A 21,072-nucleotide genomic window follows, 5' to 3' on the forward strand; every position below is an offset into this window, starting at 1 on the left:
GTGCCGCCCGGGCTGCGGCCGGCCCCACCGGTCGCCCTGTCCACCGCCTCGGTCTACCCCGAGTCGGCGAAGGCGGCCTTCGAGCTGGCAGGCGAGCTCGGGTACGACGGCGTCGAGCTGATGGTCTGGACGGACCCGATCAGCCAGGACGTCGCGGCCGTGGCCGGCCTCGCCGAGCGCTACGACGTGCCGGTGCTGGCCGTGCACGCCCCCTGCCTCGCCGTCACGCAGCGGGTGTGGAGCGCCGACCCGATCGGCCGGATCCGGCGCTCGGTCGCCGCAGCGGCCACCCTGGGGTGCCGCACCGTGGTCCTGCACCCCCCGTTCCGCTGGCAGCGCCGCTACGCCGCGCAGTTCGCCGACGAGGTCGCCCGGGCCGGTGAGCACGCGGGCGTCGCGCTCGCCGTCGAGAACATGTTCCCGATCGTCCGCTCCGGTGTGCGCACGGTGCCCTACAGCCCCGGGTTCGACCCCACCGACGTCGGTCACGCGCACTACACGCTCGACCTCTCGCACACCGCAGCCGCCGGCAGCGACGCGCTCGCCATGCTCGACCGGATGGGCGACGCCCTCACGCACGTGCACCTCACCGACGGCAGCGGCGCCCCGCGCGACGAGCACCTCGTCCCGGGCCGGGGCAGCCAGCCGTGCGCGGAGGTCTGCGAGCGGCTCGCCGGGTCCGGTTTCGGCGGGGTGGTCGTCGTCGAGATCAGCACGCGCCGGTGCCGCACCCGGCCCGAGCGCATCGCGCTGCTCGCGGAGTCGCTGCTGTTCGCCCGGCTGCACCTGCAGCCCACCGCGCACCCGGCACCGCTGCCCGCCGCCCGGTAGCAGACGTCACACCGGGCAGGGCTGGGTGGTGGACGCCCGCGGTGATACGTCTTTCGGATGCCGTCGAGCGAGGGTTCCGCGATGACGACCGCCTCCGACGCCCCGTTCCGGGACGCCATCTCCGTGACGCCGCTCGGAGGCGGCCGGTACGGCGCCGAGCTGGGCTCGCGCTGGACGATCGGCACCAAGGCCCACGGCGGCCTGCTGATGGTGCTGCTGGCGCGCGCGGGCCTGGCGCGCGTGGAGGCCGAGGCGCCCGGTGCGGCGCCCGACCCGCTCGCCGTGGCGGCGGACTTCCTGCGCGCCCCCGACGCCGGTCCGGTCGAGCTGGAGACCGAGGTGCTCAAGGTCGGGCGCACGGTGTCGGTGGTCTCGGTGCGGATGCACCAGAGCGGGCGGACGATGCTCGCCTCCACGGTGACCGCGGGCCGGCTGCCCGGGGACGACCCGCACTGGAAGGACCTCCCCGACGTGGCTCCCGAGCCCGGCGCGGACGCCACCGACCCGGCCACCGACGAACGCGTCACCACCCTCGCCGACGTGTGCGACCTGCGCTACGACACGGCCACGTTCGCGTTCGCCCGCGGGGAGCACGGCCCGCCCGTGCTGCGCGGGTGGGCCCGCCCCCGCGGCGAACCGACGGACGTCCTGTTCGCCCTGCTCGCGGGCGACATCATGGCGCCCACCGTGTTCAACGTGAGCGGCCGCGTGGGCTGGGCCCCCACCGTCCAGCTGACGGCGCTGCTCCGCGCCCGCCCGGCGCCGGGCTGGCTGCGCATCGAGGCGCGATCGGCCTCGGTGGTGGGCGGGTGGTTCGACGAGGACGTCACGGTCGTCGACTCCGCGGGACGGCTGGTCTGCCAGGCCCGCCAGCTGGCGCTGTCCCCCCTCGGCCGCTGAACCGGTCCGGGGAGGGGCGACTACCGTTGTCGGCCATGACGCGGATCGCGGTCCTCGGAGCGGGGAAGATCGGGGAGGCGCTGCTGGCGGGGCTGCTCGCCGGTGGGCGGAGCACCGACGAGCTGGTGTTCACCGAGCGGCACCCGGAGCGTGCCGCGGAGCTGAGCGCGCGGCTGGGCATCGCGGCGCTGGACGTCGCGGGTGCGGCTGCGCGCTCGGACATCGTGGTGCTGGCCGTCAAGCCCCAGGACATCACACCCGTGCTCGCCGAGCTGGCGCCGGCGCTGCGCCCGGGCACGCTGGTGGTGTCGTTGTGCGCCGGGCTTCCCACCGCGCTGTTCGAGGGCGCCCTGCCGGCCGGCACACCGGTCGTGCGGGTCATGCCGAACACCCCGATGCTCGTGGGAGAAGCGATGAGCGCGATCTCCGCCGGCACCCACGCCACGGACGACCAGCTCGCCGTCGTGGAGAAGATGCTCGCTTCCGTCGGGCGGGTCGTGCGTCTGCCCGAGTCGCAGCAGGACGCGGTGACGGCGCTGTCGGGCTCCGGCCCGGCGTACTTCTTCTTCCTGGTCGAGGCGATGATCGACGCCGGGATCCTGCTCGGCCTGCCGCGTTCCGTTGCGGCCGACCTCATCGTGCAGTCGGCGTTCGGTGCGGCGCGGATGTTGCGCGAGTCCAGCGACCACCCCGTGCTCCTGCGCGAGGCGGTGACGTCCCCGGCGGGCACCACCATCGCCGCGATCCGGGAGCTGGAGCGGCACGGGGTGCGGGCTGCGCTGATCGCGGCGATCGAGGCTGCGCGGGACCGCTCCGTGGAGCTGGGCCGCGCGGCCCGTTGACCCCGGTTCCGGGCGGCGTGCACCGATCGGGCGAGGAGCGTCACCCTGACGCGCGGGGCTGAATCACCCTTGAGCGCAGCCATCCCCTCGATCCCGTCACACCTGCACCGCTAAGCTCATCCGGAACATCGTCGCCGTGCCCGGCGCGGAGTCCGGGCACGACCGGTGCGACCCAGGAAAGCGGTGATCGGATGGCGTCCGAGCCCTCGGAGATCCACCTCGCCCAGGTGCAGTTCCTCACGGTGGCCGAGGTCGCGGCCATGATGCGGGTCTCCAAGATGACCGTCTACCGGCTCGTGCACGGCGGTGAGCTGCCCGCCGCCCGCGTCGGGCGCTCGTTCCGCGTGCCGAAGAGCGCGGTGGAGGAGTACCTGCGCAGCGCCTACTTCGACGCGGGCTAGATCAATGGCCTCCGCCTTTCGCTCCGGCGGGCTCGCCGAGGCTTCCGGCGTCGCCGAGAGCGCGGGGGGCGGGGAGCTGCGGGGAACGCCCCGGTAGAGTGGGCCCCCGGTCATCGCCCGGCCCGCGCGCGCTCGTCGCGAGCGCCCGGCCGGTCGCACCTCGCCGCACCACAGCGGCCCGTCCCCGGGTCGCGTTCCGACAGGAAGGGCCGCCACACATGGGCTCCGTCATCAAGAAGCGCCGCAAGCGGATGTCGAAGAAGAAGCACCGCAAGCTCCTCCGCAAGACCCGCGTGCAGCGTCGCAAGCTCGGCAAGTAGGCCTCGGCATGCAGGCCGCCGCACGTAGGCCGCTGCGGTCTGCGGGGCGCACGGAGCGCGTGGCCCCGCGGCCGAGCGGTATGCGCTTGCCCGCGGTGGACCCGCCCACAGGAGGTGCGCTCCGGCCCCACACCGGCGCCGGAGCGGGCTACCATCGGTCACTCGCTGCATCCGATCGCATTCCTGGGGTAGGCCCGTGCCTCCTTCCGTCGTCCTCGTCACCGGGGTCAGCCGCTTCCTCGGTGGTCACCTCGCTGCGCGCCTGGCCGCCAACCCGGACATCGAGCGGGTGCTGGGTGTGGACACCGTGCCCCCTCCCCGTGACCTGCTGCGCCGGATGGGGCGCGCGGAGTTCGTGCGCGCCGACATCCGCAACCCGCTGATCTCGAAGGTCATCTCCACCGCGTCGGTCGACACCGTCGTCCACGCGTCGCTCACCGCCAACCCCGGCTCGTCCGGTGGTCGCGTGGCGATGAAGGAGATGAACGTCATCGGCACGATGCAGCTGCTGGCGGCGTGCCAGAAGGCGCCGTCGGTCCAGCGGATGGTGCTCAAGTCCACCACCGCCGTCTACGGCTCGAGCTCGCGCGATCCGGCGCTGTTCACCGAGACGATGACCCCGAAGGACCTGCCGCCCGGCGGCTACGCCAAGGACGCCATCGAGATCGAGGGCTACCTGCGGGGGTTCGCCCGCCGGCGGCCCGACGTCTCGGTCACCACCCTGCGGTTCGCCAACTTCATCGGCCCACGCATCGACACCGTCTTCACCCGCTACTTCGCGCTGCCCGCCGTGCCGATCGTCCTCGGCTACGACGCGCGCGTGCAGCTGGTGCACGAGGAGGACGGGCTCGCCGTGCTGGAGAAGGCGGCCAGCGAGGACGTGCCGGGCGTCTTCAACGTCGCGGCCGACGGCGTGCTGCTGCTGTCGCAGGCGATCCGCCGCGCCGGCCGGGTGCCGCTCCCGGTGCCGAGCCTCGCCGTCGGACCCGTGAGCCGGTTGTTCCGCAGTGCGCGCCTGGTCGACTTCTCCCCGGAGCAGATGCGGCTGCTCAACTTCGGGCGCGTGGTCGACAACGGACGGCTCCGCCGGCAGTTCGGGTTCACACCGCGCTGGACCACCGTGCAGGCCTTCGACGACTACGTCCGCGGACGCGCGTTGCGCCCCGTCGTCGACCCCGATCGGTTCGCCGCTGTGGAACGCGGCGTGCTCGCCGCCGCGAGGGTGCTGCGATGACGCCGCGACGCCGCGCCGTGCGCCCGGACGTCGACGCCGCGCTCGTCGAGAGGGCGGAGGCGAGCGGAGCGCAGGTGATCCCCTTGCGCGCCGACGAGGGATGGGCGTCCGACGCCGGGAAACCCGAGGACGACATGCGCGAGGACGATGCCGTGCCGCCCGCCGAGGGCGAGGATGCGGCGGACACCGGCCCGGCGGCGTGGGAGGAGGCGCTCGCCGCGTCGCTGGCGTTCCTGCGCAGGCGGCTCGAGGGCGACTACGCCGTCGACGAGTTCGGCTTCGACAGCGAGCTCACCGACAACGTGATCATCCCGGCGCTGCGCCCGCTGTACCGCAACTGGTTCCGCGTGGAGACCATCGGCATGGACCACGTGCCCGATGTCGGCGGCGCCCTGGTCGTGGCCAACCACTCCGGCACCCTGCCGCTGGACTCCTTGATGACGTCCGTCGCGCTGCACGACGACCACCCCGCCCATCGGCACCTGCGGATGCTCGGGGCCGACCTGATGTTCCGCCTGCCCGTGGTGGGCCCGCTCGCCCGCAAGCAGGGCAGCACGCTCGCGTGCACCCCGGACGCGCAGCGGCTGATGGCGTCCGGCGAGCTGGTCGGTGTGTGGCCGGAGGGGTTCAAGGGCATCGGCAAGCCGTTCCGCGACCGGTACAAGCTGCAGCGCTTCGGCCGCGGCGGGTTCGTCTCGGCCGCGCTGCGCACAGGAGTCCCGATCATCCCGTGTTCGATCGTGGGCGCGGAGGAGATCTATCCGAAGATCGGCGAGATCAAGCCGCTCGCGCGGCTGTTCGGGGCGCCCTACTTCCCGGTCACACCGTTGTTCCCGGCGTTCGGGCCGGTGGGGCTCGTTCCGCTGCCGTCGAAGTGGTACATCGAGTTCGGCGAGCCGATCCGCACCGACTCGATCGACCCGGCCGAGGCGGACGACCCGATGACGGTGTTCAACCTGACCGACCAGGTCCGGGAGACGATCCAGCACACGCTCTACCGCCTGCTGAGCCAACGCAGGAGCACTTTTTTGGGCTGACACGCCCCCCGGGGTGGTGCGGGGCTAGCGTTTGCGGGCGGCCAGGCCGGCTGCCACCGCTCCTGCGATCGCCCCTGCCCCCAGTACCGAAGGCACGCCGATCCTCGCGGCCTTGCGGCCGGTGCGGAAGTCGCGCACCTGCCAGCCACGTTCCTTCGCCACGTCGCGCAGGTCGGCGTCGGGGTTGACGGCTACCGCCGTGCCGACCGCGGAGAGCATCGGCACGTCGTTGACCGAGTCGGAGTAGGCGGTGCAGCGGCGCAGGTCCAGGCCCTCGGTGACCGCGAGCGCGCGCACGGCGTGGGCTTTCGCCGGACCGTGCAGGATCTCGCCGACCAGTCGGCCGGTGTAGTGGCCGTCGACGCTCTCCGCCACCGTGCCCAGGGCGCCGGTGAGCCCGAGCCTGCGGGCGATGATGAGAGCGAGCTCGACCGGGGTGGCGGTGACCAGCCAGACCCGCTGCCCTGCGTCCAGGTGCATCTGGGCGAGCGCGCGGGTGCCGGCCCAGATGCGGTCGGCCATCAGCTCGTCGTAGATCTCCTCGCCGAGCGCGGTGATCTCGGCGACCGGCCGGCCCGCGACGAACGACAACGCGGTGTCGCGCCCGGTGGTGGTGGAGTAGCTGGTCTCGCGCCCGCCGATGCGGAACCGCAGCTGCTGCCACGCGAATCCGAGCAGGTCGGAGGTGGTGAAGAACTTGCGCGCGGCCAGGCCGCGGGCGAAGTGGAAGATCGAGGCGCCGATCATCATCGTGTTGTCGACGTCGAAGAACGCGGCGGCCGTGAGGTCGGTGAGCGGCACGTCGGGAGGGCCGCTGTCCCCCGCGGCGACCGCCGCGGCCGCAGCCGCTTCGCCGGCTCTGAGCGCGGGATCGGTGGCGGTGGCCGACTCGACCACACCCGGCGTCTCCGTGGCCCCGCTCAGCTCCCCGGAGCGGGTGGGTGTCAACGGTTCGCGGGGCTCTTGCTCTCCAACCACCTGCGGGCCTCCGTGGGTCTTCTCGCCTCAGCCTACTGGGGCCCGCCGACGTGACGGCCCCGGTTCGGCGACGGGAGGCATCCGAAGACGCGAGGGCCGCCGCGGGAAGCACATCCGCGGCGGCCCTCGACGTCGTGTGCGGATCAGCCGATGGTGATCCCGGGCATCCCCGGGAGCAGCGGCGGGAGCGTCACCGGGGGAAGCAGCGGGAGCGGCACCGAGACGTCGCCCTCCGAACCCTCGTCGTCGGACTCGGGCTCGGAGGTCGACGTGCTGTCCTCGTCCTCGTTCTTGCTGGTGCTGGACTTGTCGGCGTCGCCCTCGCGCTCGGCGTCCGGGAGGAGGTCGGGCAGCAGGCCGGGCTCCCGGCCGGTGGAGGCGTCGCTCGGTGTGCGGGACGGCTCGTCCGTCTCGCGGGTTCCGGTCTCGTCGCTCTCGTCCGGCGTGGACGTCGCGTCCTTGCTCGCGTCGGCCTCGTCGGACTCCGGGGAGGTCGTCTCCGCACCACGGCGGGCCGTGCACTCCTCGCCGTCGCAGGAGCCGGACGCGTCCGCGGACCCGGTGCGGCCGAGCAGCCGGTCGAGCAGCTCGATCGACTCGTCCGCCTCGGCCGCGGCGGGCAGATCCGGCCCGATCTCGCTGAGCCGCTCCGACTGCTCGGACGCCCACGTGCGCAGGTCGTCCTGGGCGGTGCTCGTGGCGTCGGGCCCTGCCGACTCGAGGAGCAGTTGCGAGCCCTCGTCGGTGGCGACGTCGAACTCGTCCATCACCCTCGTGAACACCTCGGGCGCGGGCGCGGCCTGCGGCTCGAGGGCGCTGAGCCGCTCCACCTCGGACAGTCGGGCGGCGGCGATGTCGAGCTGGCGCTGCGCCCGGCTGGCATCGTCGAAGGCGAGCGCGAGACCGGCCGACTCCGCGGCGCGCTTGACCGCGTAGAGATTGTCGCCGGGCAGCGCGTTCTGGCTGGCGAAGATCCCCCCACTGGCGATCGCGATCATCGCGGCCATCGCGGCCGAGCCGACGAGGAGCGCGCGTCGGCGCAGGCTCCCGGCGGCGGGCCGCTTGGACGCTCCGGCGCGGCCCGCGGGGCGGTTGGTGGTGCTGTGCCGGGCCCGCCGGCCCGCGCGCGGCGCAGGCTGGTGCGTGGCGGCCGTCGGCGCGTCCTCATCGTCCGGGGCGTCCGGGGTGTCGCCGGCGGCGCTCTCGGACCCGGTGACGTCCATCCGCGCCGTCACGGGCGCGATCCGGGTGGTCCGGGCCGCGGGGTCGACGTCGTGCTGCCTCTCCGGGCCGGCAGGGTCGACGAGACGGCCCAGGGGCGCCGTGCGTTCCGCGGAGGTGGGCGGGGCCACCCCGTGATGAGGCGGGTTCTGCGGCGCCGGACGAGGGCCCGGCTGCGGACCGCCCTGCTCCGCGAGCACGGCCATGAGGCGCTGCTTCGCGCGCGCCTTGGTCTCGGCGTCCGGCGAGAACTCCGCTCCCCGGGACCGCAGCATCGCCACGATCTCGAGCTCCCGTGCGAGATCGTCGTCGCCTGCGGCGCCGAGGGGTGTCCCCGACTCCACGGCGGCGGCGAACCGCTCTGCGTCCTTGCCCTGTCCGGCGGGCATGTTGGCCGTCCTCACTGCATCCCTGCGCTGTCAGTCCCCGCACCCTGGTCGTGCGCGGCGCGACGTTCAGCCGTACAACGAGCCGTGGAGCGTCTGGTTACGGGTCGGAGACCGTTCACCGCATCGAGTCGTTCGTTCGTCGCACCCGTAACGCGCTGGGCGTAGGTGACGATGTACCGCGGGGTCATCGGAGGCCCTCCGGTAGCAGCTGGGCGAGCCGGCGGACCGCTCGGTGCTGGAGGGCCTTGACGGCCCCCTCGTTGCGGTCCATGATCTCGGCCGTTTCGGCCACGGACAGGCCCTGCAGGAAGCGGAGCTGGATGCATTCCTGCTGGTCGGGGTTCAACTTGCGTACGCAGCGCAGCAGCTCGTCGTTGGTGGCGAGGTCGAGCACCTTCTGCTCGGGGCCGCCGGTGCTCGGGGAGAGCTCGATGATCTCGCTGGTGGTCTGCTCCAGCCGGTAGCGGCTGGACTTCACGTGATCGAAGATCAGGTTGCGCGCGATGGTGACGAACCACGCACCGATGTCGCGACCCTGGTAGCTGACCGAGGAGATCCGCCGCAGCGCTCTGACGAACGTCTCCTGGGTGAGGTCCTCGGCGAGGGTGCGGTCACCCGTGCGGAAGAGCACGTAGCGGAAGACGACGTCGTAGTAGCGGTCGAACAGTTCGCCGAACGCGAGCATGTCGCCGTCCTGCGCGGCCTTGACCAGCGCCCACGCTCCGCCCTCCTCGTGCTGCGGCGCGTCGGGGGCGGCCTGCGGGGCGGCGTGCGCCGGCTCCGCGGGCGGAGCGGGCGCGGACTCTGCCGGGCTCTGCCGCGGCCGGGGGAGCGGGTGGCCGGTGACGGCTTCTCGCGGCGGAGGACCGGGTGGACCGACTCGGGGAGCAGTGGTCGGGGGCATCTCTACCTCTCGACCCGCCGGTGGACGGGCGGTCTCGGTGGGGAGCAGCCGAGGCTGTCGTACGGGTCGGGTCATGGATCCCGGCGGGCCCTGCAACCGCGTCGGAGGTCAGGGGGCCGCGTCGACACCCTGCGGGGTGCGGTGTGGTGCGGCGGATCGGCCCGTGGTGCGCCGGCGGCAACAAGCTGCATGCCACTCCCTCGGGTGAGCTTCGCGACGATCTCGTGGGTCGGCCGTTGAGTTGGCTGTAGCGGCGGAGCATACGGCCGGCCCGGTGTGGCGAAGCACGCACCACCGTTCGCCGTGACCGTCTTCCGGTGAGCGGCCGACTACACGCGGTCAACGCCCCGAGGACCCGCGTGTCGCCGTGGCGCGACGGGGTGCGTCATGCGCCGAGCGTCGCAGGCGCCGCGTCGCCCGGTTCGTGCCAGACTCGGCCGCGGAGGCATCGCGCGCACCGCCAACCCGGGGAGAACAGTGGACATCCCGACCGGCAGCCCGCAGGGCGGGGCACGGACCCACGTGGGCGATCTGGTGGCGGACGCGGCGCGTGTCGCGCCCGATCATGCCGCGATCATCGACGTGACCAGCGCAATCACCCTCACGTGGGCGGAGGTCGACGGGGCGGTCTCCGCCGAGGCGGCCCGGCTCTCCGGCGCCGGGGTCGTGCCGGGCGAGCGCGTGCTGGTCCGGCTCGGCAACGGGGCGGCGTTCTGCGTGGCCGTGCTCGGCGCGCTGCGGGCGGGGGCGGTCGTCGTCCCGTTCGGTCCGGTGGGGGTGGTGCGCGAGCTCGAGTTCGTGCTCGACGACTGCAGGCCGGTCCTCGTCGTGGCCGCGGAGGGTGACGAGTCCACCGAGCGCTGCGCGGCGGCGTCGGGCGCCGCCGTCCTCCCGCCACCCGACCTCGCCGCACGTGCTCCCGGGCCGGCCACCGACCGCGGCGCGGGCGGCGAGGAGATCGCTCTGCTGATCTACACGTCGGGCACGACCGGGCGTCCCCGCGGGGTCCGCCTCTCCCACCGGGCGGTGCTGGCCAACCGCGCCCAGACCGCCGCGCTGCGCCCGGCACCGGTGCTGCCGGCGGACCGGGTGCTGCTCTCCCTGCCGCTCTTCCACGTCTTCGGCCTGGCCGCGGGGTTCCTGCAGGCCTGCTGGGCGGCCGCCACCGTCGTGATCACGGAGCGGTTCGACCCGTCGCACGTCGCCGAGGTGCTCGTGCAGCAGCGCGTGAGCGGGCTGGCCGGCGTGCCGTCGATGTTCCGGGCCATGCTCGAGCTGCCGGCCGATGAGCTGCGCGCCGCCACCGCTGGCCTGCGACTGTGCACCTCCGGCGGCGCGCCGCTGCCACCGCAGTGGCTCGAGGACTTCCGCGCGGCCACCGGGCTGGCGATCTACGAGGGCTACGGGCTCACCGAGGGCGGCCCGGTGATCACCACCAACGCCGCGGACGGCCCACCCAAGCCGGGATCCGTGGGCCGCGCGCTGCCGGGCGTCGAGCTGCGCCTCGTCGACGTCGAGGGCAGGCCGATCGACGCCGTGGCCGACCCGGACCCGGAGGACATCGACGAGGACGTGAGCGACCCGGCGCACGACACCGGGCTCGTCGCGGTGCGCGGGGCCAACCTCTTCTCCGGCTACTGGCCCGACGGCTCCGGCGGCCCGGACGCCGAGGGCTGGTTCCGCACCGCCGACGTCGGGTTCCTCGACGCCGACGGCGATCTGCACCTGGTGGACCGCTCGTCGGACCTGGTCATCGTCAACGGGTTCAACGTCTACCCGCGGGAGGTGGAGCAGGTGCTGGCCGAGCTGCCGGGCGTGGCGGAGGCCGCGGTCGTCGGCGTGCCCGACGAGCGCACGGGCGAGGCGGTCAAGGCCGTTCTCGTGCGGGCCGAGGACGCCGACCTGTCCGAGGAGGAGGTCCGCGCCCACTGCGAGGAGCGGCTGGCCCGGTTCAAGGTGCCGGCGGTCGTGGAGTTCGCCGACGCGCTGCCCCGCACCCCCACGGGCAAGGTGGCCCGGCGCCAGCTGGTGAACCCGTCGTGACGGCCGGCACGCCGCGGGTCACCGTCTACACCCGCGCCGGCTGCGGCCTGTGCACCACCGCCGAGGCCGAGGTCGCGCGCATCTGCGCCGACGTCGGGGCGGGGTGGACCGCGGTGGACGTCGACTCCGACCCGGTGCTGCGCGCCGAGTACGGCGACCGCGTCCCGGTGATCGAGGTGGACGGCCGGGAGCACGGCTTCTGGCGGGTCGAGGAGGCTCGCCTCCGCGCGGCCCTGCACTGACCGCGGCCGCCACACACCGAGAGTGGTGCTCCCACACCGACTGCAGTCGGTGTGGCGACGAGGAAGTCGGTGTGGCGACGAGGAAATCGGTGTGGGACGAGGAAGTCGGTGTGGGACGCGGCGACCGGCTCGGTCGCCGAGCAGTGATCGATGCGAGCCGTCCGTGGCGGCTGCGGGGACCGCGCTGAGGTGCTTCTCGATGGGCGTCCGGCAGCGTGATCGGTGCGAGTCGTGCGCCACCGTCGTCGCGGAGGCGGTGGCGTACTGCTCGGACCGGTCATGGCAGCCCCCGCGCCGCGCTGCTGGTCGGGGCGCGGCCCGCGGTGATCGATCTGATCAGTACCTGGGGGCGGACGCTGCGTCAGTGGCGTACTTGTCGGTGTGATCGCAGCCTGGTGATCGGTCCGAGCAGTGCGTGGGTGCTGGCGCGGCGACGGTCAGGTGCTTCTCGCAGCGATCACCATCCGGCATCCGCCGGCCCGATCCGGCAGCACGCTCCCGGCGGCGCTGATGTGCTGCTCGGGCCGATCATGGGGTGACGGGCCGCGCGCCGTTCTCGGATCGTCACACCTTCCGGCCCGACCGCGGCGGGTTCCGGGGTGAAACTCGGTGTGTGCGCACCACCGAGCTGCCCGACCGGCCCGAGCCCACCGCGGAGACCCGCATCCCGCGCGGCTGGGCCGCGCTCATCGGGGTCCTGTCCGTGGCGGCGGCGCCGGCGGCGGGGCAACTCGTGGCGGGCCTGCTGTCGCCGGCGTCGTCGCCCTACCTCGCCGTCGGCGACACCGTGATCCGGTTCTCGCCGCACCGGCTCACCGAGTTCGCGAAAGCCGCGTTCGGCACGGCCGACAAGCCGGTGCTGCTGGCCGGCATGGCCGTGGTGCTCGCGGCCGTCGCCGCGCTGGCGGGCCTCGCGTCGCGCCGCCGTCCCGAGCCGGGGGTCGTGGTGGTCGCGGTGCTGGGGCTGCTCGGCTTCGGCGCGGTGCTGTTCGCGCCGTCCTTCGCACCGCTCGACGTGCTCGCCCCGACGGTGGCCATGGCGGTCGGCATCGGCGTCTTCCGCTGGTTGCACGCACGCGCGCTGCCGCCCGGGGACGGCCCGGCAAGCGCGTCCGACGGCCTCACCCGCCGCGCGCTGCTCGTCCGGTCGTCGGTGGCCGTGGCCCTGGGATCGGTCGTGGCCGCCGCGGGCGGTGCGCTGCTCGGACGCGGGGCGGCCGACTCCCGGCAGGCGGTCACCGCCCGGCTCGCCGCCCTGCCCGTCGAGCGGGCCCCGGCGATCCCGCCGACCGCGGCGTTCCCGGAGCTGGGCACGCCTTCCTTCCTCACCCCGAACGCCGACTTCTACCGGATCGACGTGGCCCTGCGCATCCCCGACGAGACGGCGGACGGCTGGTCCATGCGGATCCACGGCATGGTCGAGAACGAGATGGAGCTCACCTTCGACGACCTGCTGCGCCGGCCGCTGGTCGAGCGCACGATCACGATGGCGTGCGTCTCGAACCCGGTGGGCGGCGACCTGATCTCCACGGCGAACTTCGTCGGCGTCGACCTGCGCGAGCTGCTGCGGGAGGCGGGCGTGCGTCCCGGCGCCGACCAGGCGTTCTCCACGAGCGTCGACGGCTGGTACACCGGCACGCCGGTGGACGTGCTGATGGAGCCCGACCGCGGCGCGCTGCTGGCGATCGCCATGAACGGCGAGGCGCTGCCGCCCGAGCACGGGTTCCCGGTGCGGATGGTCGTGCCCGGCCTCTACGGGTACGTCTCCGCGACGAAGTGGATCGTCGACATGGAGCTCACGACGTTCGCCGCGAAGGCCGGGTACTGGCTCAGGCGCGGGTGGTCGGAGCGGGGTCCGATCAAGACCCAGTCGCGGATCGACCGCCCCCGCGGCTTCGCGTCCCTCCCGGCAGGCCGCGTCACCGCAGCCGGGATCGCCTGGTCCCAGCCGGACGGCATCGGCCGGGTCGAGGTGCGGGTGGACGGCGGGGCGTGGCGCGAGGCGGAGCTGGCCACCGACGTCGGCGGGGACACGTGGCGGATGTGGCGCGCCGACTTCGACCTCGGGCCCGGCAGCCACACGATGCAGAGCAGGGCCACCGACGCGAACGGTGTGACGCAGACCGAGGTCACCGCCGACCCGGTGCCCGACGGCGCGTCCGGTTGGCCCACCGTCCTCTTCTCCGTCGCGTGAGCGTGGACGGCCGGCGGGGCCGATCCTGCCTGCTTCGAGGGGTGCGAGCGCGACGAGCGGCAGCCGTGTAGCGATCACCGGTCGGGGGACGGAGGGCGGTCGGTTGAGCACGCTCCGGCTCAAGATCGCAACTTTGTGCGTGCCTTCACAAGCGGCTACCGTGTATTCCAGTCGCCGTCAACACCCGAACCCGGGTATTCGGCTAGGTACATCCGGTTCCTGGGTGCGCGGCCCCGCTGACGTGCGTCCCAGCAAGCACCATCGCACAGCACCATCGAGGAGACGTGAGCGTGACGAAGCCGCCGCAGGCCGGCTCCGAGGATGCCACCGCCGGGGTGCGGTCCATCCCGGAGGCCAGTGTCGCCCGGCTCGCGGTCTACCTCCGCAAGCTCGGTGAGCTGGCCGAGGAGGGCGCGGAGACGGTGTCGAGCGACGAGCTCGCCGGCGCCACCGGGGTCAACCCGGCGAAGCTGCGCAAGGACCTGTCCTACATCGGGTCCTACGGCATCCGCGGCGTCGGCTACGAGGTCGCGGCGCTGGTGCACCAGCTCGAGCGCACCCTCGGGCTCAACCACCGCCAGGCCGTCGCGCTCGTCGGCATCGGCAACCTCGGCCACGCGCTCGCCGGCTACGGCGGCTTCGGCGGCCGCGGGTTCCCGGTGGCCGCGCTCTTCGACGTCGACCCCGACCTCGTCGGCATCCACATCAACGGGATCCTCGTCGAGCACGTCCGCGAGATCCCGCAGGTCTGCGCGGACCGCGGCGTCACCATCGGCATGATCGCCACACCCGCCCAGGTCGCGCAGAGCGTGTGCGACCTGCTGGTCGAGGCGGGCGTGCGCTGCATCCTCAACTTCGCCCCCGTCGTGCTGCAGGTGCCGGGGGAGGTCGAGGTCCGCAAGGTCGACCTCGCCGTGGAGCTGCAGATCCTCGCGTTCCACGTCGCGCGCAAGAACGTGGCAGCCGCGGAGGTTCCGCCGGCCACGAACGGGCACGCGGTGAACGGGTCGGAAGGGTTGCTGCGATGAGTGTTCTCGTGGTGGGGATCTCGCACCGCAGCGCGCCGGTGCAGGTGCTCGAGCGCGCCGCGGTCGGGGACACCGAGGTGCCGAAGCTGCTCGACGAGCTGCTGCACGCCCCGCACGTCTCCGAGGCAGTGCTGCTGTCCACGTGCAACCGCATCGAGGTCTACTCCGTCGTCGACGCGTTCCACGGCGGGCTCGCCGACGTCTCCGCCGTGCTCGCCCGGCACGCCGGGATGCCGCTCGCCGAGCTCACCGAGCACGTCTACGTGCACTACGCGGGCTCGGCCGTGCAGCACCTCTTCGCGGTGTCCTCCGGGCTCGACTCGATGGTCGTGGGCGAGGCCCAGATCCTCGGGCAGCTGCGCACGGCCTACAGCACGGCCGACGCGGCCGGCACCGTCGGGCGCGTCCTGCACGAGCTGGCCCAGCAGGCGCTGCGGGTCGGCAAGCGGGTGCACGCCAGTACCGGCATCGACACCGCGGGTGCCTCCGTCGTGTCCGAGGCACTCGCCGACGCCACCGCCGCGTTGGGCGGCGATCTCGCCGGCCGCCGCGCGGTGATCGTCGGTGCCGGGGCGATGGGGGCCCTCGCGGCCGCCCACCTGCGCCGGGCGGGTGCCGCGGAGATCGTGGTGCTCAACCGGTCGGTCGACCGCGCGGAGCGACTGGCCGAGAACACCAGCGCCCAGGGCACACCCGCCCGGGGCGGCGGGCTCGACGCGCTCGACCGCGAGCTGGCCACCGCCGACCTGCTGGTCGCGTGCACCGGCGCCGTCGGCACGGTCGTCGAGCTCGAGTCCGTGGCCGCGGCCGTCGCCGGTCGCGCGGGCCGCCCGCTCGCGGTGTGCGACCTCGGCCTGCCCCGTGACGTCGACCCCGGTGTGGCCGCGTTGCCCGGTGTCTCGGTGATCGACCTGGTCGCCCTGCAGCGCAGGCTCGCCGACGACGAGCGCGGGTCCGCCGTCGCGGCCGCCCAGGCGCTGGTGGCCGACGAGGCCCAGGCCTACCTCGCCGCGCAGCGCTCCGCCGAGGTCACCCCCACCGTCACCGCGCTGCGGCGGCGGGCGTCCGAGGTGATCGACGCCGAGCTGCTGCGGCTGGACTCGCGGCTGCCCGAGATCGACACCCGTGTGCGCGAGGAGTTCGGCCGCAGCGTCCGCCGGGTGGTCGACAAGCTGCTGCACACACCCACCGTGCAGGTCAAGCGGTTGGCCGAGGGGCCCGACGGCGACAGCTACGCCGCCGCGCTGCGGGCGCTGTTCGAGCTCGACCCGCAGACACCGGCGGCAGTGGCCATGCAGCGCAGCGGTGACGTCATCGCCGCGCTCGAAGCCCGCACCGACAGCCCGACCGGCGCCGCCACCGGCCCGGTCGCCGAGGAGCGAGACCGATGACATTGCGGATCGGCACCCGCCCCAGCGCGCTCGCGACGGCCCAGACCGGGCTCGTCGCGGAGCGTCTGGAGGCGGCGGGCCACGCGTGCGAGCTGGTGCAGATCAGCACCTCCGGCGACCGGTCGTCCGCGCCCGTCGCGGAGCTCGGCGTCGGGGTGTTCGTGTCGGCGCTGCGGGAGGCGCTGGCGCGCGGCGAGATCGACGTCGCCGTGCACTCCTACAAGGACCTTCCCACCGCGCCCGACCCGCGGCTGCACCTCGCGGCGGTCCCGCAGCGGGAGGACCCGCGCGACGCGCTCGTCGCGCGCGACGGGATGGTGCTCGGCGAGCTGCCGTCGGGCGCGCGGATCGGCACCGGCTCTCCGCGGCGCAAGGCCCAGCTCGAGGCGCTCGGCCTCGGCTTCGAGGTCCTCCCGATCCGCGGCAACGTCGACACGCGGATCGGAAAGGTGCGCTCGGGTGAGCTCGACGCCGTGGTCGTGGCGGCCGCCGGGCTGATCAGGCTGGGGCGGCGGGACGACGCAACCGAACTGCTCGACCCGCTGCAGATGCTCCCCGCACCCGCTCAGGGTGCGCTGGCCGTGGAGTGCCGGGTCGACGACCTGGAGCTCGCACGGTCGCTGGCCGCCGTTCTCGACGACACCGCCACCCGCGCGGCCGTCGTCGCCGAGCGCGCGGTCCTCTCAACGCTCGAAGCCGGCTGCAGCGCGCCGATCGGCGCGCTCGCCGACGTGGTGTCGGATCTGGACGACGACGGGCACGTCATCGACCAGGTCTCGCTGCGTGCGGTGGTCGGTACCACCGACGGGGCGCTGCTGCGCGCCTCCGTCACCGGAGACATGGACGACGCCGAGAAGCTCGGGGCGGCACTGGCCGCGGAGCTGCTCGACATGGGGGGCCTCGCCGCCCTCCCGAGAAACGCTGGATCGGGAGTTCCGAGATGACACCTACGCCCAACCCGGGTCGGGTCGCCTTCGTGGGCAGCGGCCCCGGCGACCCCGGGCTGTTGACCGTTCGCGCGCGGGAGGCCCTCGCGGGCGCGCCCCTCGTCGTCACCGACGCGGACGTTCCGGAGTCGGTGCTGGCGCTGGTCGCCGACGGCGCCGAGGTACGGCCCGCCGTCGGCCAACCCTCCGACGTCGCGAAGGACCTCGTCACCGAGGCGCGTACCGGGCGCAGTGTCGCCCGGCTCGTCAGCGGTGACCCGCTGACCCTCGACTCCGTCGTGCAGGAGGCCATCGCGGTCGCCGCCGCCGACGTACCCTTCGACGTCCTGCCGGGTATCCCGGCGGGCACGGCGGTGCCGGCCTACGCCGGGGTGCCGCTGGGCTCGGCGCACATCGAGGCCGACGTCCGCTCCGGCGTGGACTGGCCACGTCTGGCCGCGGCGCCGGGCACGATCGTGTTGCACGCCACCGCGTCGCACCTGTCCGAGGTGGCGTCGTCGCTCACCGAGCACGGTGTGGCCGCGCAGACCCCGGTGGCCGTCACCTCGGGGGGTACCTACACCACCCAGAAGACGGTGCAGGGCACCCTCGCCACGATGGCGTCCGCGGGCGCCGAGATGGAGGGCCCGCTCGTCGTCACGGTGGGCGCCGAGGTCGGGCTGCGCGCCGAGCTGTCGTGGTGGGAGTCCCGCGCGCTCTACGGGTGGCGGGTGCTCGTGCCGCGCACCAAGGACCAGGCCGGCGCGATGAGCGACCGCCTCGGCGTGCACGGGGCCTCCGCCGAGGAGGTGCCCACCATCGCCGTGGAGCCCCCGCGCTCGCCCACGCAGATGGAGCGCGCCGTCAAGGGGCTCGTCGACGGCCGCTACCAGTGGGTGGTGTTCACCTCCACCAACGCGGTGCGCGCGGTGTGGGAGAAGTTCGCGGAGTTCGGGCTCGACGCCCGCGCGTTCTCCGGCGTCAAGATCGCGTGCGTCGGGGCGGCCACGGCCGAGAAGGTGCGCAGCTTCGGCATCAACCCCGAGCTCGTGCCGTCGGTCGACGAGGCGCAGGAGTCCTCGTCCGAGGGCCTGCTCGGCATCTTCCCGCCCTACGACGACGTGCTCGACCCGGTGGACCGCGTGCTGCTCCCGCGGGCCGACATCGCCACCGAGACCCTCGCGGCCGGCCTGCGCGACCGGGGCTGGGAGATCGACGACGTCACCGCGTACCGCACGGTGCGCGCGGCGCCGCCGCCCGCCCCGATCCGCGAGGCGATCAAGACCGGCGGGTTCGACGCGGTGTGCTTCACCTCGTCGTCCACGGTGCGCAACCTCGTGGGCATCGCCGGAAAGCCGCACGCCCGCACGATCGTGGCGTGCATCGGCCCGCAGACGGCCGAGACCGCCCGGGAGTTCGGCCTGCGCGTCGACGTCCAGCCCACGGAGGCGAGGGTCCCCGCGCTGGTGGACGCCCTGGCGGCACACGCGGCGAAGCTCCGCGCGGAGGGCGCCCTGCCCCCGCCGCGCAAGGTGAAGGCCCGCCGCCGCTGACAAGCGCGCACTGACAGCGCACACCTTGGAGCCTTACTGCTGTTTTTCGCGACGACGAGCAGCAGTGAGGCTCCAAGGTGTTGTTCAGGTGGCCGGTCGTAGGCTGGGCACATGGCGTTTCCCACCCACCGGCCTCGGCGGTTGCGTAGCACCCCGGCCCTGCGGCGGCTCGTTGCCGAAACCGACCTGCGGCCTCGGCACCTGGTACTGCCGATGTTCGTCAAGGAGGGCGCCGCGGAGCCGGTGCCGATCGCCTCGATGCCGGGCGTGGTCCAGCACACCCGTGACTCGCTGCGCAAGGCCGCGGTCGAGGCGGTGCAGGCCGGGGTCGGCGGGCTGATGCTGTTCGGGGTGCCCACCCGCTACGACGCCACGGGCTCGGCCGCCTGCGACCCGGACGGCGTGCTCAACGTGGCGCTGCGGGACGTGCGTGCCGAGGTCGGGGACGCCACCGTGATCATGGCCGACACCTGCCTCGACGAGTTCACCGACCACGGTCACTGCGGGGTGCTCGATGCCGAGGGCCGGGTCGACAACGACGCCACGCTGGCCGTCTACGCGGACATGGCGGTGGCGCAGGCCGAGGCGGGGGCGCACCTGCTGGGCCCCAGCGGGATGATGGACGGGCAGGTGGGCGTGATCCGCGAGGCGCTCGACGCCGCCGGTCACGTCGACACCGGCATCCTCGCCTACACGGCGAAGTACACCTCGGCGTTCTACGGGCCGTTCCGCCAGGCCGTGGAGTCGCAGCTGACCGGGGACCGCAAGACCTACCAGCAGGACGGCGCCAACGTGCGCGAGTCGCTGCGCGAGTTGGCGCTGGATCTCGAGGAGGGCGCCGACGCGGTGATGGTCAAGCCCGCGATGGCCTACCTCGACGTGCTGCGCGCGGTCGCCGAGGTCGCGGACGTCCCGGTGGCCGCCTACCAGGTGTCGGGTGAGTACGCGATGATCGAGGCCGCTGCCGCGAACGGGTGGATCGAGCGGGACCGCACCGTCCTGGAGACGCTCACCGCCATCCGCCGGGCCGGCGCCGACATCGTGCTGACCTACTGGGCCACCGAGGTGGCCACCCGGCTCGCCACGGAGTGATCGCCTGGTCGTGAACCGCACCCGGGCGCGGGCAGGGCGGGAGGATACGATCGCGCCCACCTTGATCAGCTGGAGGACCGCATGAGCAACGAGTCCGGGACACCCGGGGAGTACCAGCCCGGGCAGCAGGGGTGGTCCGGCGCCCAGCAGCAGCCGCCCTACCAGGGCGGGTACGGACAGCAGCCCCCGCCCGGCTGGGGCGGCTACCCGCAGCCGGGACAGCAGCCCGGTGGGTACGGCCAACCACCCACGGGGCCGGTCGGAGGGCCGCAGGGGCAGGCCAAGAGCCCGCTCGCCGCGCTCTTCGACTTCGACTTCAACACCTTCGCCACCCCGGCAGTGGTGAAGATTCTCTACATCGTCGGGATGGTCCTGCTGGCCCTGTTCTACATCGCGGGCCTGATCGGGGGGTTCATGCAGGGGGTGGGTCCCGGTCTGGTCGCGCTGATCGCCGGCGGGATCGGCGTGCTGTTCTTCCTGATCCTCTTCCGGGTCACCCTCGAGTTCTACTACGCGCTCGTCCGGATGTCGGAGGACATCCACCACAAGCGGTGACGCGCCGCGTGGACAGCGAAGGATGTCCGGATCTACGGTGACGCCGTGAGTACCCCGTCGGACCCGCAGCGCGGGGCCCAGCAGCCGGACGACGGCTCCGGATCCCCCGAGCGCGGGCCGGAGCCACAGCAGCCGGGCGACGCAGGTGAGCCGGGCTCGTACGGGCAGCAGCAGGCGCCCGGTCAGCCCAGCGGCTACGGCCAGCCGGCGCAGTACAACCCGTACGCCCAGCCGGGGCAGTACGGCGGGCAGCCCGCCTACGGCCAGCCGGGCGCGTACGGCCAGCCCGGTCAGTACGGCCAACCGGGGCAGTACGGCCAGCCCGCTCAGTACGGGCAGCAGCCGCCGTACAACCCGTATGCGGGCCAGTACGGCCAGCCGGCCGACTACGGCCAGCCGGCGTACGGGCCCCAGTACGGCGACAAGGGTCAGAGCCCGTACGGAGGGCCGGCCGGTCTCGACCCCGGTGACGCCGCTCCCGCGAAGCGCCCCGGCATCATGGTCCTCTCGCTGGTACTGCTGATCATCAGCGCGCTGCCGTTCCTCGCGAGCGGGGCGTTGTTGCTGGCGGTGCCGATCGACCCGAGCGTCTTCCCCCCGGAGCTGAACTTCGAGGAGCAGATGCAGGAGGTCGGGCTCACGACCGAGACCTTCATCGCCGGCATCCGGGCCGTCGCCGGCCTCATCCTGGGGCTGGCCCTGCTCTACGTGCTGTTCGCCGTGCTGGCGTTCCTCGGCCGGAACTGGGCGCGCATCATTCTGACGATCATGACTGCCGGGTTCACGCTGATCATGCTGGCGGGCACGCTCACCGGGCTCTCCGGCGACACCGCCAGCCTGTTGCTGATCCTCGTGGTCGTCGCCTGCTCCGTCGGAGGCACGATCATCCTGTACCTGGCGGAGCCGAGCCGCTACATCCGCGGCGCCCGCGCCTGATCCCGCTCCGCGGGTCCCCGACCCAGGATGTGAGACTGGCGGGCGTGGGTAGCTC

The 21,072-nt window shown here is 73.6% G+C and carries 20 protein-coding genes; 17 read left to right on the forward strand and 3 right to left on the reverse strand.

The window, feature by feature from the left end; translation table 11 throughout:
* The 7 genes from CFP66_RS19615 (at window position 1) to CFP66_RS19645 (ending at window position 5,565) form a co-directional block, all read left to right on the forward strand.
* A complete protein-coding gene (locus tag CFP66_RS19615) occupies window positions 1–831 on the forward strand; it encodes a sugar phosphate isomerase/epimerase (RefSeq protein WP_094926364.1) in 831 nt (276 codons plus the stop codon).
* 81 nt (window positions 832–912) lie between these two features.
* A complete protein-coding gene (locus tag CFP66_RS19620; RefSeq protein ID WP_094926822.1) occupies window positions 913–1,731 on the forward strand; it encodes a thioesterase family protein in 819 nt (272 codons plus the stop codon).
* A 35-nt stretch (window positions 1,732–1,766) separates the two neighbouring features.
* Complete coding sequence (gene proC / locus CFP66_RS19625) at window positions 1,767–2,573, forward strand: pyrroline-5-carboxylate reductase (protein WP_094926366.1); 807 nt, start codon at window positions 1,767–1,769, stop codon at window positions 2,571–2,573.
* A 191-nt stretch (window positions 2,574–2,764) separates the two neighbouring features.
* Entirely contained in the window at window positions 2,765–2,974 is a 210-nt protein-coding gene (locus CFP66_RS19630; protein WP_094926368.1) for a helix-turn-helix domain-containing protein, read from the forward strand.
* Between the two features lie 218 nt (window positions 2,975–3,192).
* The gene (locus CFP66_RS19635) at window positions 3,193–3,294 is read left to right on the forward strand and encodes a 30S ribosomal protein bS22 (RefSeq protein ID WP_010241351.1); all 102 of its coding nucleotides are present in this window, start codon (window positions 3,193–3,195) and stop codon (window positions 3,292–3,294) included.
* A gap of 196 nt (window positions 3,295–3,490) precedes the next feature.
* A complete protein-coding gene (locus tag CFP66_RS19640; protein WP_094926370.1) occupies window positions 3,491–4,528 on the forward strand; it encodes an NAD-dependent epimerase/dehydratase family protein in 1,038 nt (345 codons plus the stop codon).
* Window positions 4,525–5,565, forward strand: a complete 1,041-nt coding sequence (locus CFP66_RS19645; protein ID WP_094926372.1) for a lysophospholipid acyltransferase family protein — start codon at window positions 4,525–4,527, stop codon at window positions 5,563–5,565. The genes CFP66_RS19640 and CFP66_RS19645 overlap by 4 nt, the downstream gene beginning before the upstream one ends.
* A gap of 24 nt (window positions 5,566–5,589) precedes the next feature.
* On the opposite strand, the gene CFP66_RS19650 is transcribed toward CFP66_RS19645, so the two are convergent.
* The 3 genes from CFP66_RS19650 to CFP66_RS19660 all read right to left on the reverse strand — a co-directional run bounded on the left by CFP66_RS19650 (window position 5,590) and on the right by CFP66_RS19660 (window position 9,057).
* On the reverse strand, window positions 5,590–6,462 hold the full coding sequence (locus tag CFP66_RS19650) for an HAD family phosphatase (RefSeq protein ID WP_233159583.1): 873 nt from the start codon (window positions 6,460–6,462) through the stop codon (window positions 5,590–5,592).
* Between the two features lie 224 nt (window positions 6,463–6,686).
* Window positions 6,687–8,153: a DUF5667 domain-containing protein gene (locus tag CFP66_RS19655; protein WP_094926376.1), complete on the reverse strand. Its 1,467-nt coding sequence runs from the start codon at window positions 8,151–8,153 to the stop codon at window positions 6,687–6,689.
* 184 nt (window positions 8,154–8,337) lie between these two features.
* Complete coding sequence (locus CFP66_RS19660; RefSeq protein ID WP_094926378.1) at window positions 8,338–9,057, reverse strand: sigma-70 family RNA polymerase sigma factor; 720 nt, start codon at window positions 9,055–9,057, stop codon at window positions 8,338–8,340.
* 477 nt (window positions 9,058–9,534) lie between these two features.
* Between CFP66_RS19660 and CFP66_RS19665 the strand changes: the two genes are divergently transcribed.
* From CFP66_RS19665 to CFP66_RS47270, 10 genes are all read left to right on the forward strand, one after another.
* Window positions 9,535–11,100: an AMP-binding protein gene (locus CFP66_RS19665; protein WP_233159557.1), complete on the forward strand. Its 1,566-nt coding sequence runs from the start codon at window positions 9,535–9,537 to the stop codon at window positions 11,098–11,100.
* Window positions 11,097–11,342, forward strand: coding sequence for a glutaredoxin family protein (locus CFP66_RS19670; protein ID WP_094926382.1), 246 nt, complete (start codon window positions 11,097–11,099; stop codon window positions 11,340–11,342). Before CFP66_RS19665 ends, CFP66_RS19670 begins: the two co-directional genes overlap by 4 nt.
* A gap of 613 nt (window positions 11,343–11,955) precedes the next feature.
* Window positions 11,956–13,536: a molybdopterin-dependent oxidoreductase gene (locus CFP66_RS19675; RefSeq protein WP_233159558.1), complete on the forward strand. Its 1,581-nt coding sequence runs from the start codon at window positions 11,956–11,958 to the stop codon at window positions 13,534–13,536.
* Between the two features lie 290 nt (window positions 13,537–13,826).
* The gene (locus CFP66_RS19680; protein ID WP_233159559.1) at window positions 13,827–14,564 is read left to right on the forward strand and encodes a redox-sensing transcriptional repressor Rex; all 738 of its coding nucleotides are present in this window, start codon (window positions 13,827–13,829) and stop codon (window positions 14,562–14,564) included.
* The gene (locus CFP66_RS19685; protein WP_094926386.1) at window positions 14,561–15,955 is read left to right on the forward strand and encodes a glutamyl-tRNA reductase; all 1,395 of its coding nucleotides are present in this window, start codon (window positions 14,561–14,563) and stop codon (window positions 15,953–15,955) included. Before CFP66_RS19680 ends, CFP66_RS19685 begins: the two co-directional genes overlap by 4 nt.
* The gene (hemC, locus tag CFP66_RS19690) at window positions 15,952–16,899 is read left to right on the forward strand and encodes a hydroxymethylbilane synthase (protein ID WP_094926388.1); all 948 of its coding nucleotides are present in this window, start codon (window positions 15,952–15,954) and stop codon (window positions 16,897–16,899) included. The genes CFP66_RS19685 and hemC overlap by 4 nt, the downstream gene beginning before the upstream one ends.
* Entirely contained in the window at window positions 16,896–18,434 is a 1,539-nt protein-coding gene (locus CFP66_RS19695; protein ID WP_094926390.1) for a bifunctional uroporphyrinogen-III C-methyltransferase/uroporphyrinogen-III synthase, read from the forward strand. The genes hemC and CFP66_RS19695 overlap by 4 nt, the downstream gene beginning before the upstream one ends.
* A gap of 111 nt (window positions 18,435–18,545) precedes the next feature.
* The gene (gene hemB, locus CFP66_RS19700) at window positions 18,546–19,526 is read left to right on the forward strand and encodes a porphobilinogen synthase (RefSeq protein ID WP_094926392.1); all 981 of its coding nucleotides are present in this window, start codon (window positions 18,546–18,548) and stop codon (window positions 19,524–19,526) included.
* Window positions 19,527–19,607: 81 nt separating this feature from the next.
* Window positions 19,608–20,081 carry a DUF4282 domain-containing protein gene (locus CFP66_RS19705; protein ID WP_094926394.1) on the forward strand — a complete coding sequence of 158 codons (474 nt, stop codon included), beginning with the start codon at window positions 19,608–19,610 and terminating at the stop codon, window positions 20,079–20,081.
* Between the two features lie 45 nt (window positions 20,082–20,126).
* Entirely contained in the window at window positions 20,127–21,017 is an 891-nt protein-coding gene (locus CFP66_RS47270; protein ID WP_143517308.1) for a hypothetical protein, read from the forward strand.
* Window positions 21,018–21,072 lie beyond the last annotated feature (55 nt).

Origin of the sequence: Pseudonocardia sp. MH-G8 (genome assembly GCF_002262885.1) — a bacterium.
GTDB lineage: Bacteria > Actinomycetota > Actinomycetes > Mycobacteriales > Pseudonocardiaceae > Pseudonocardia.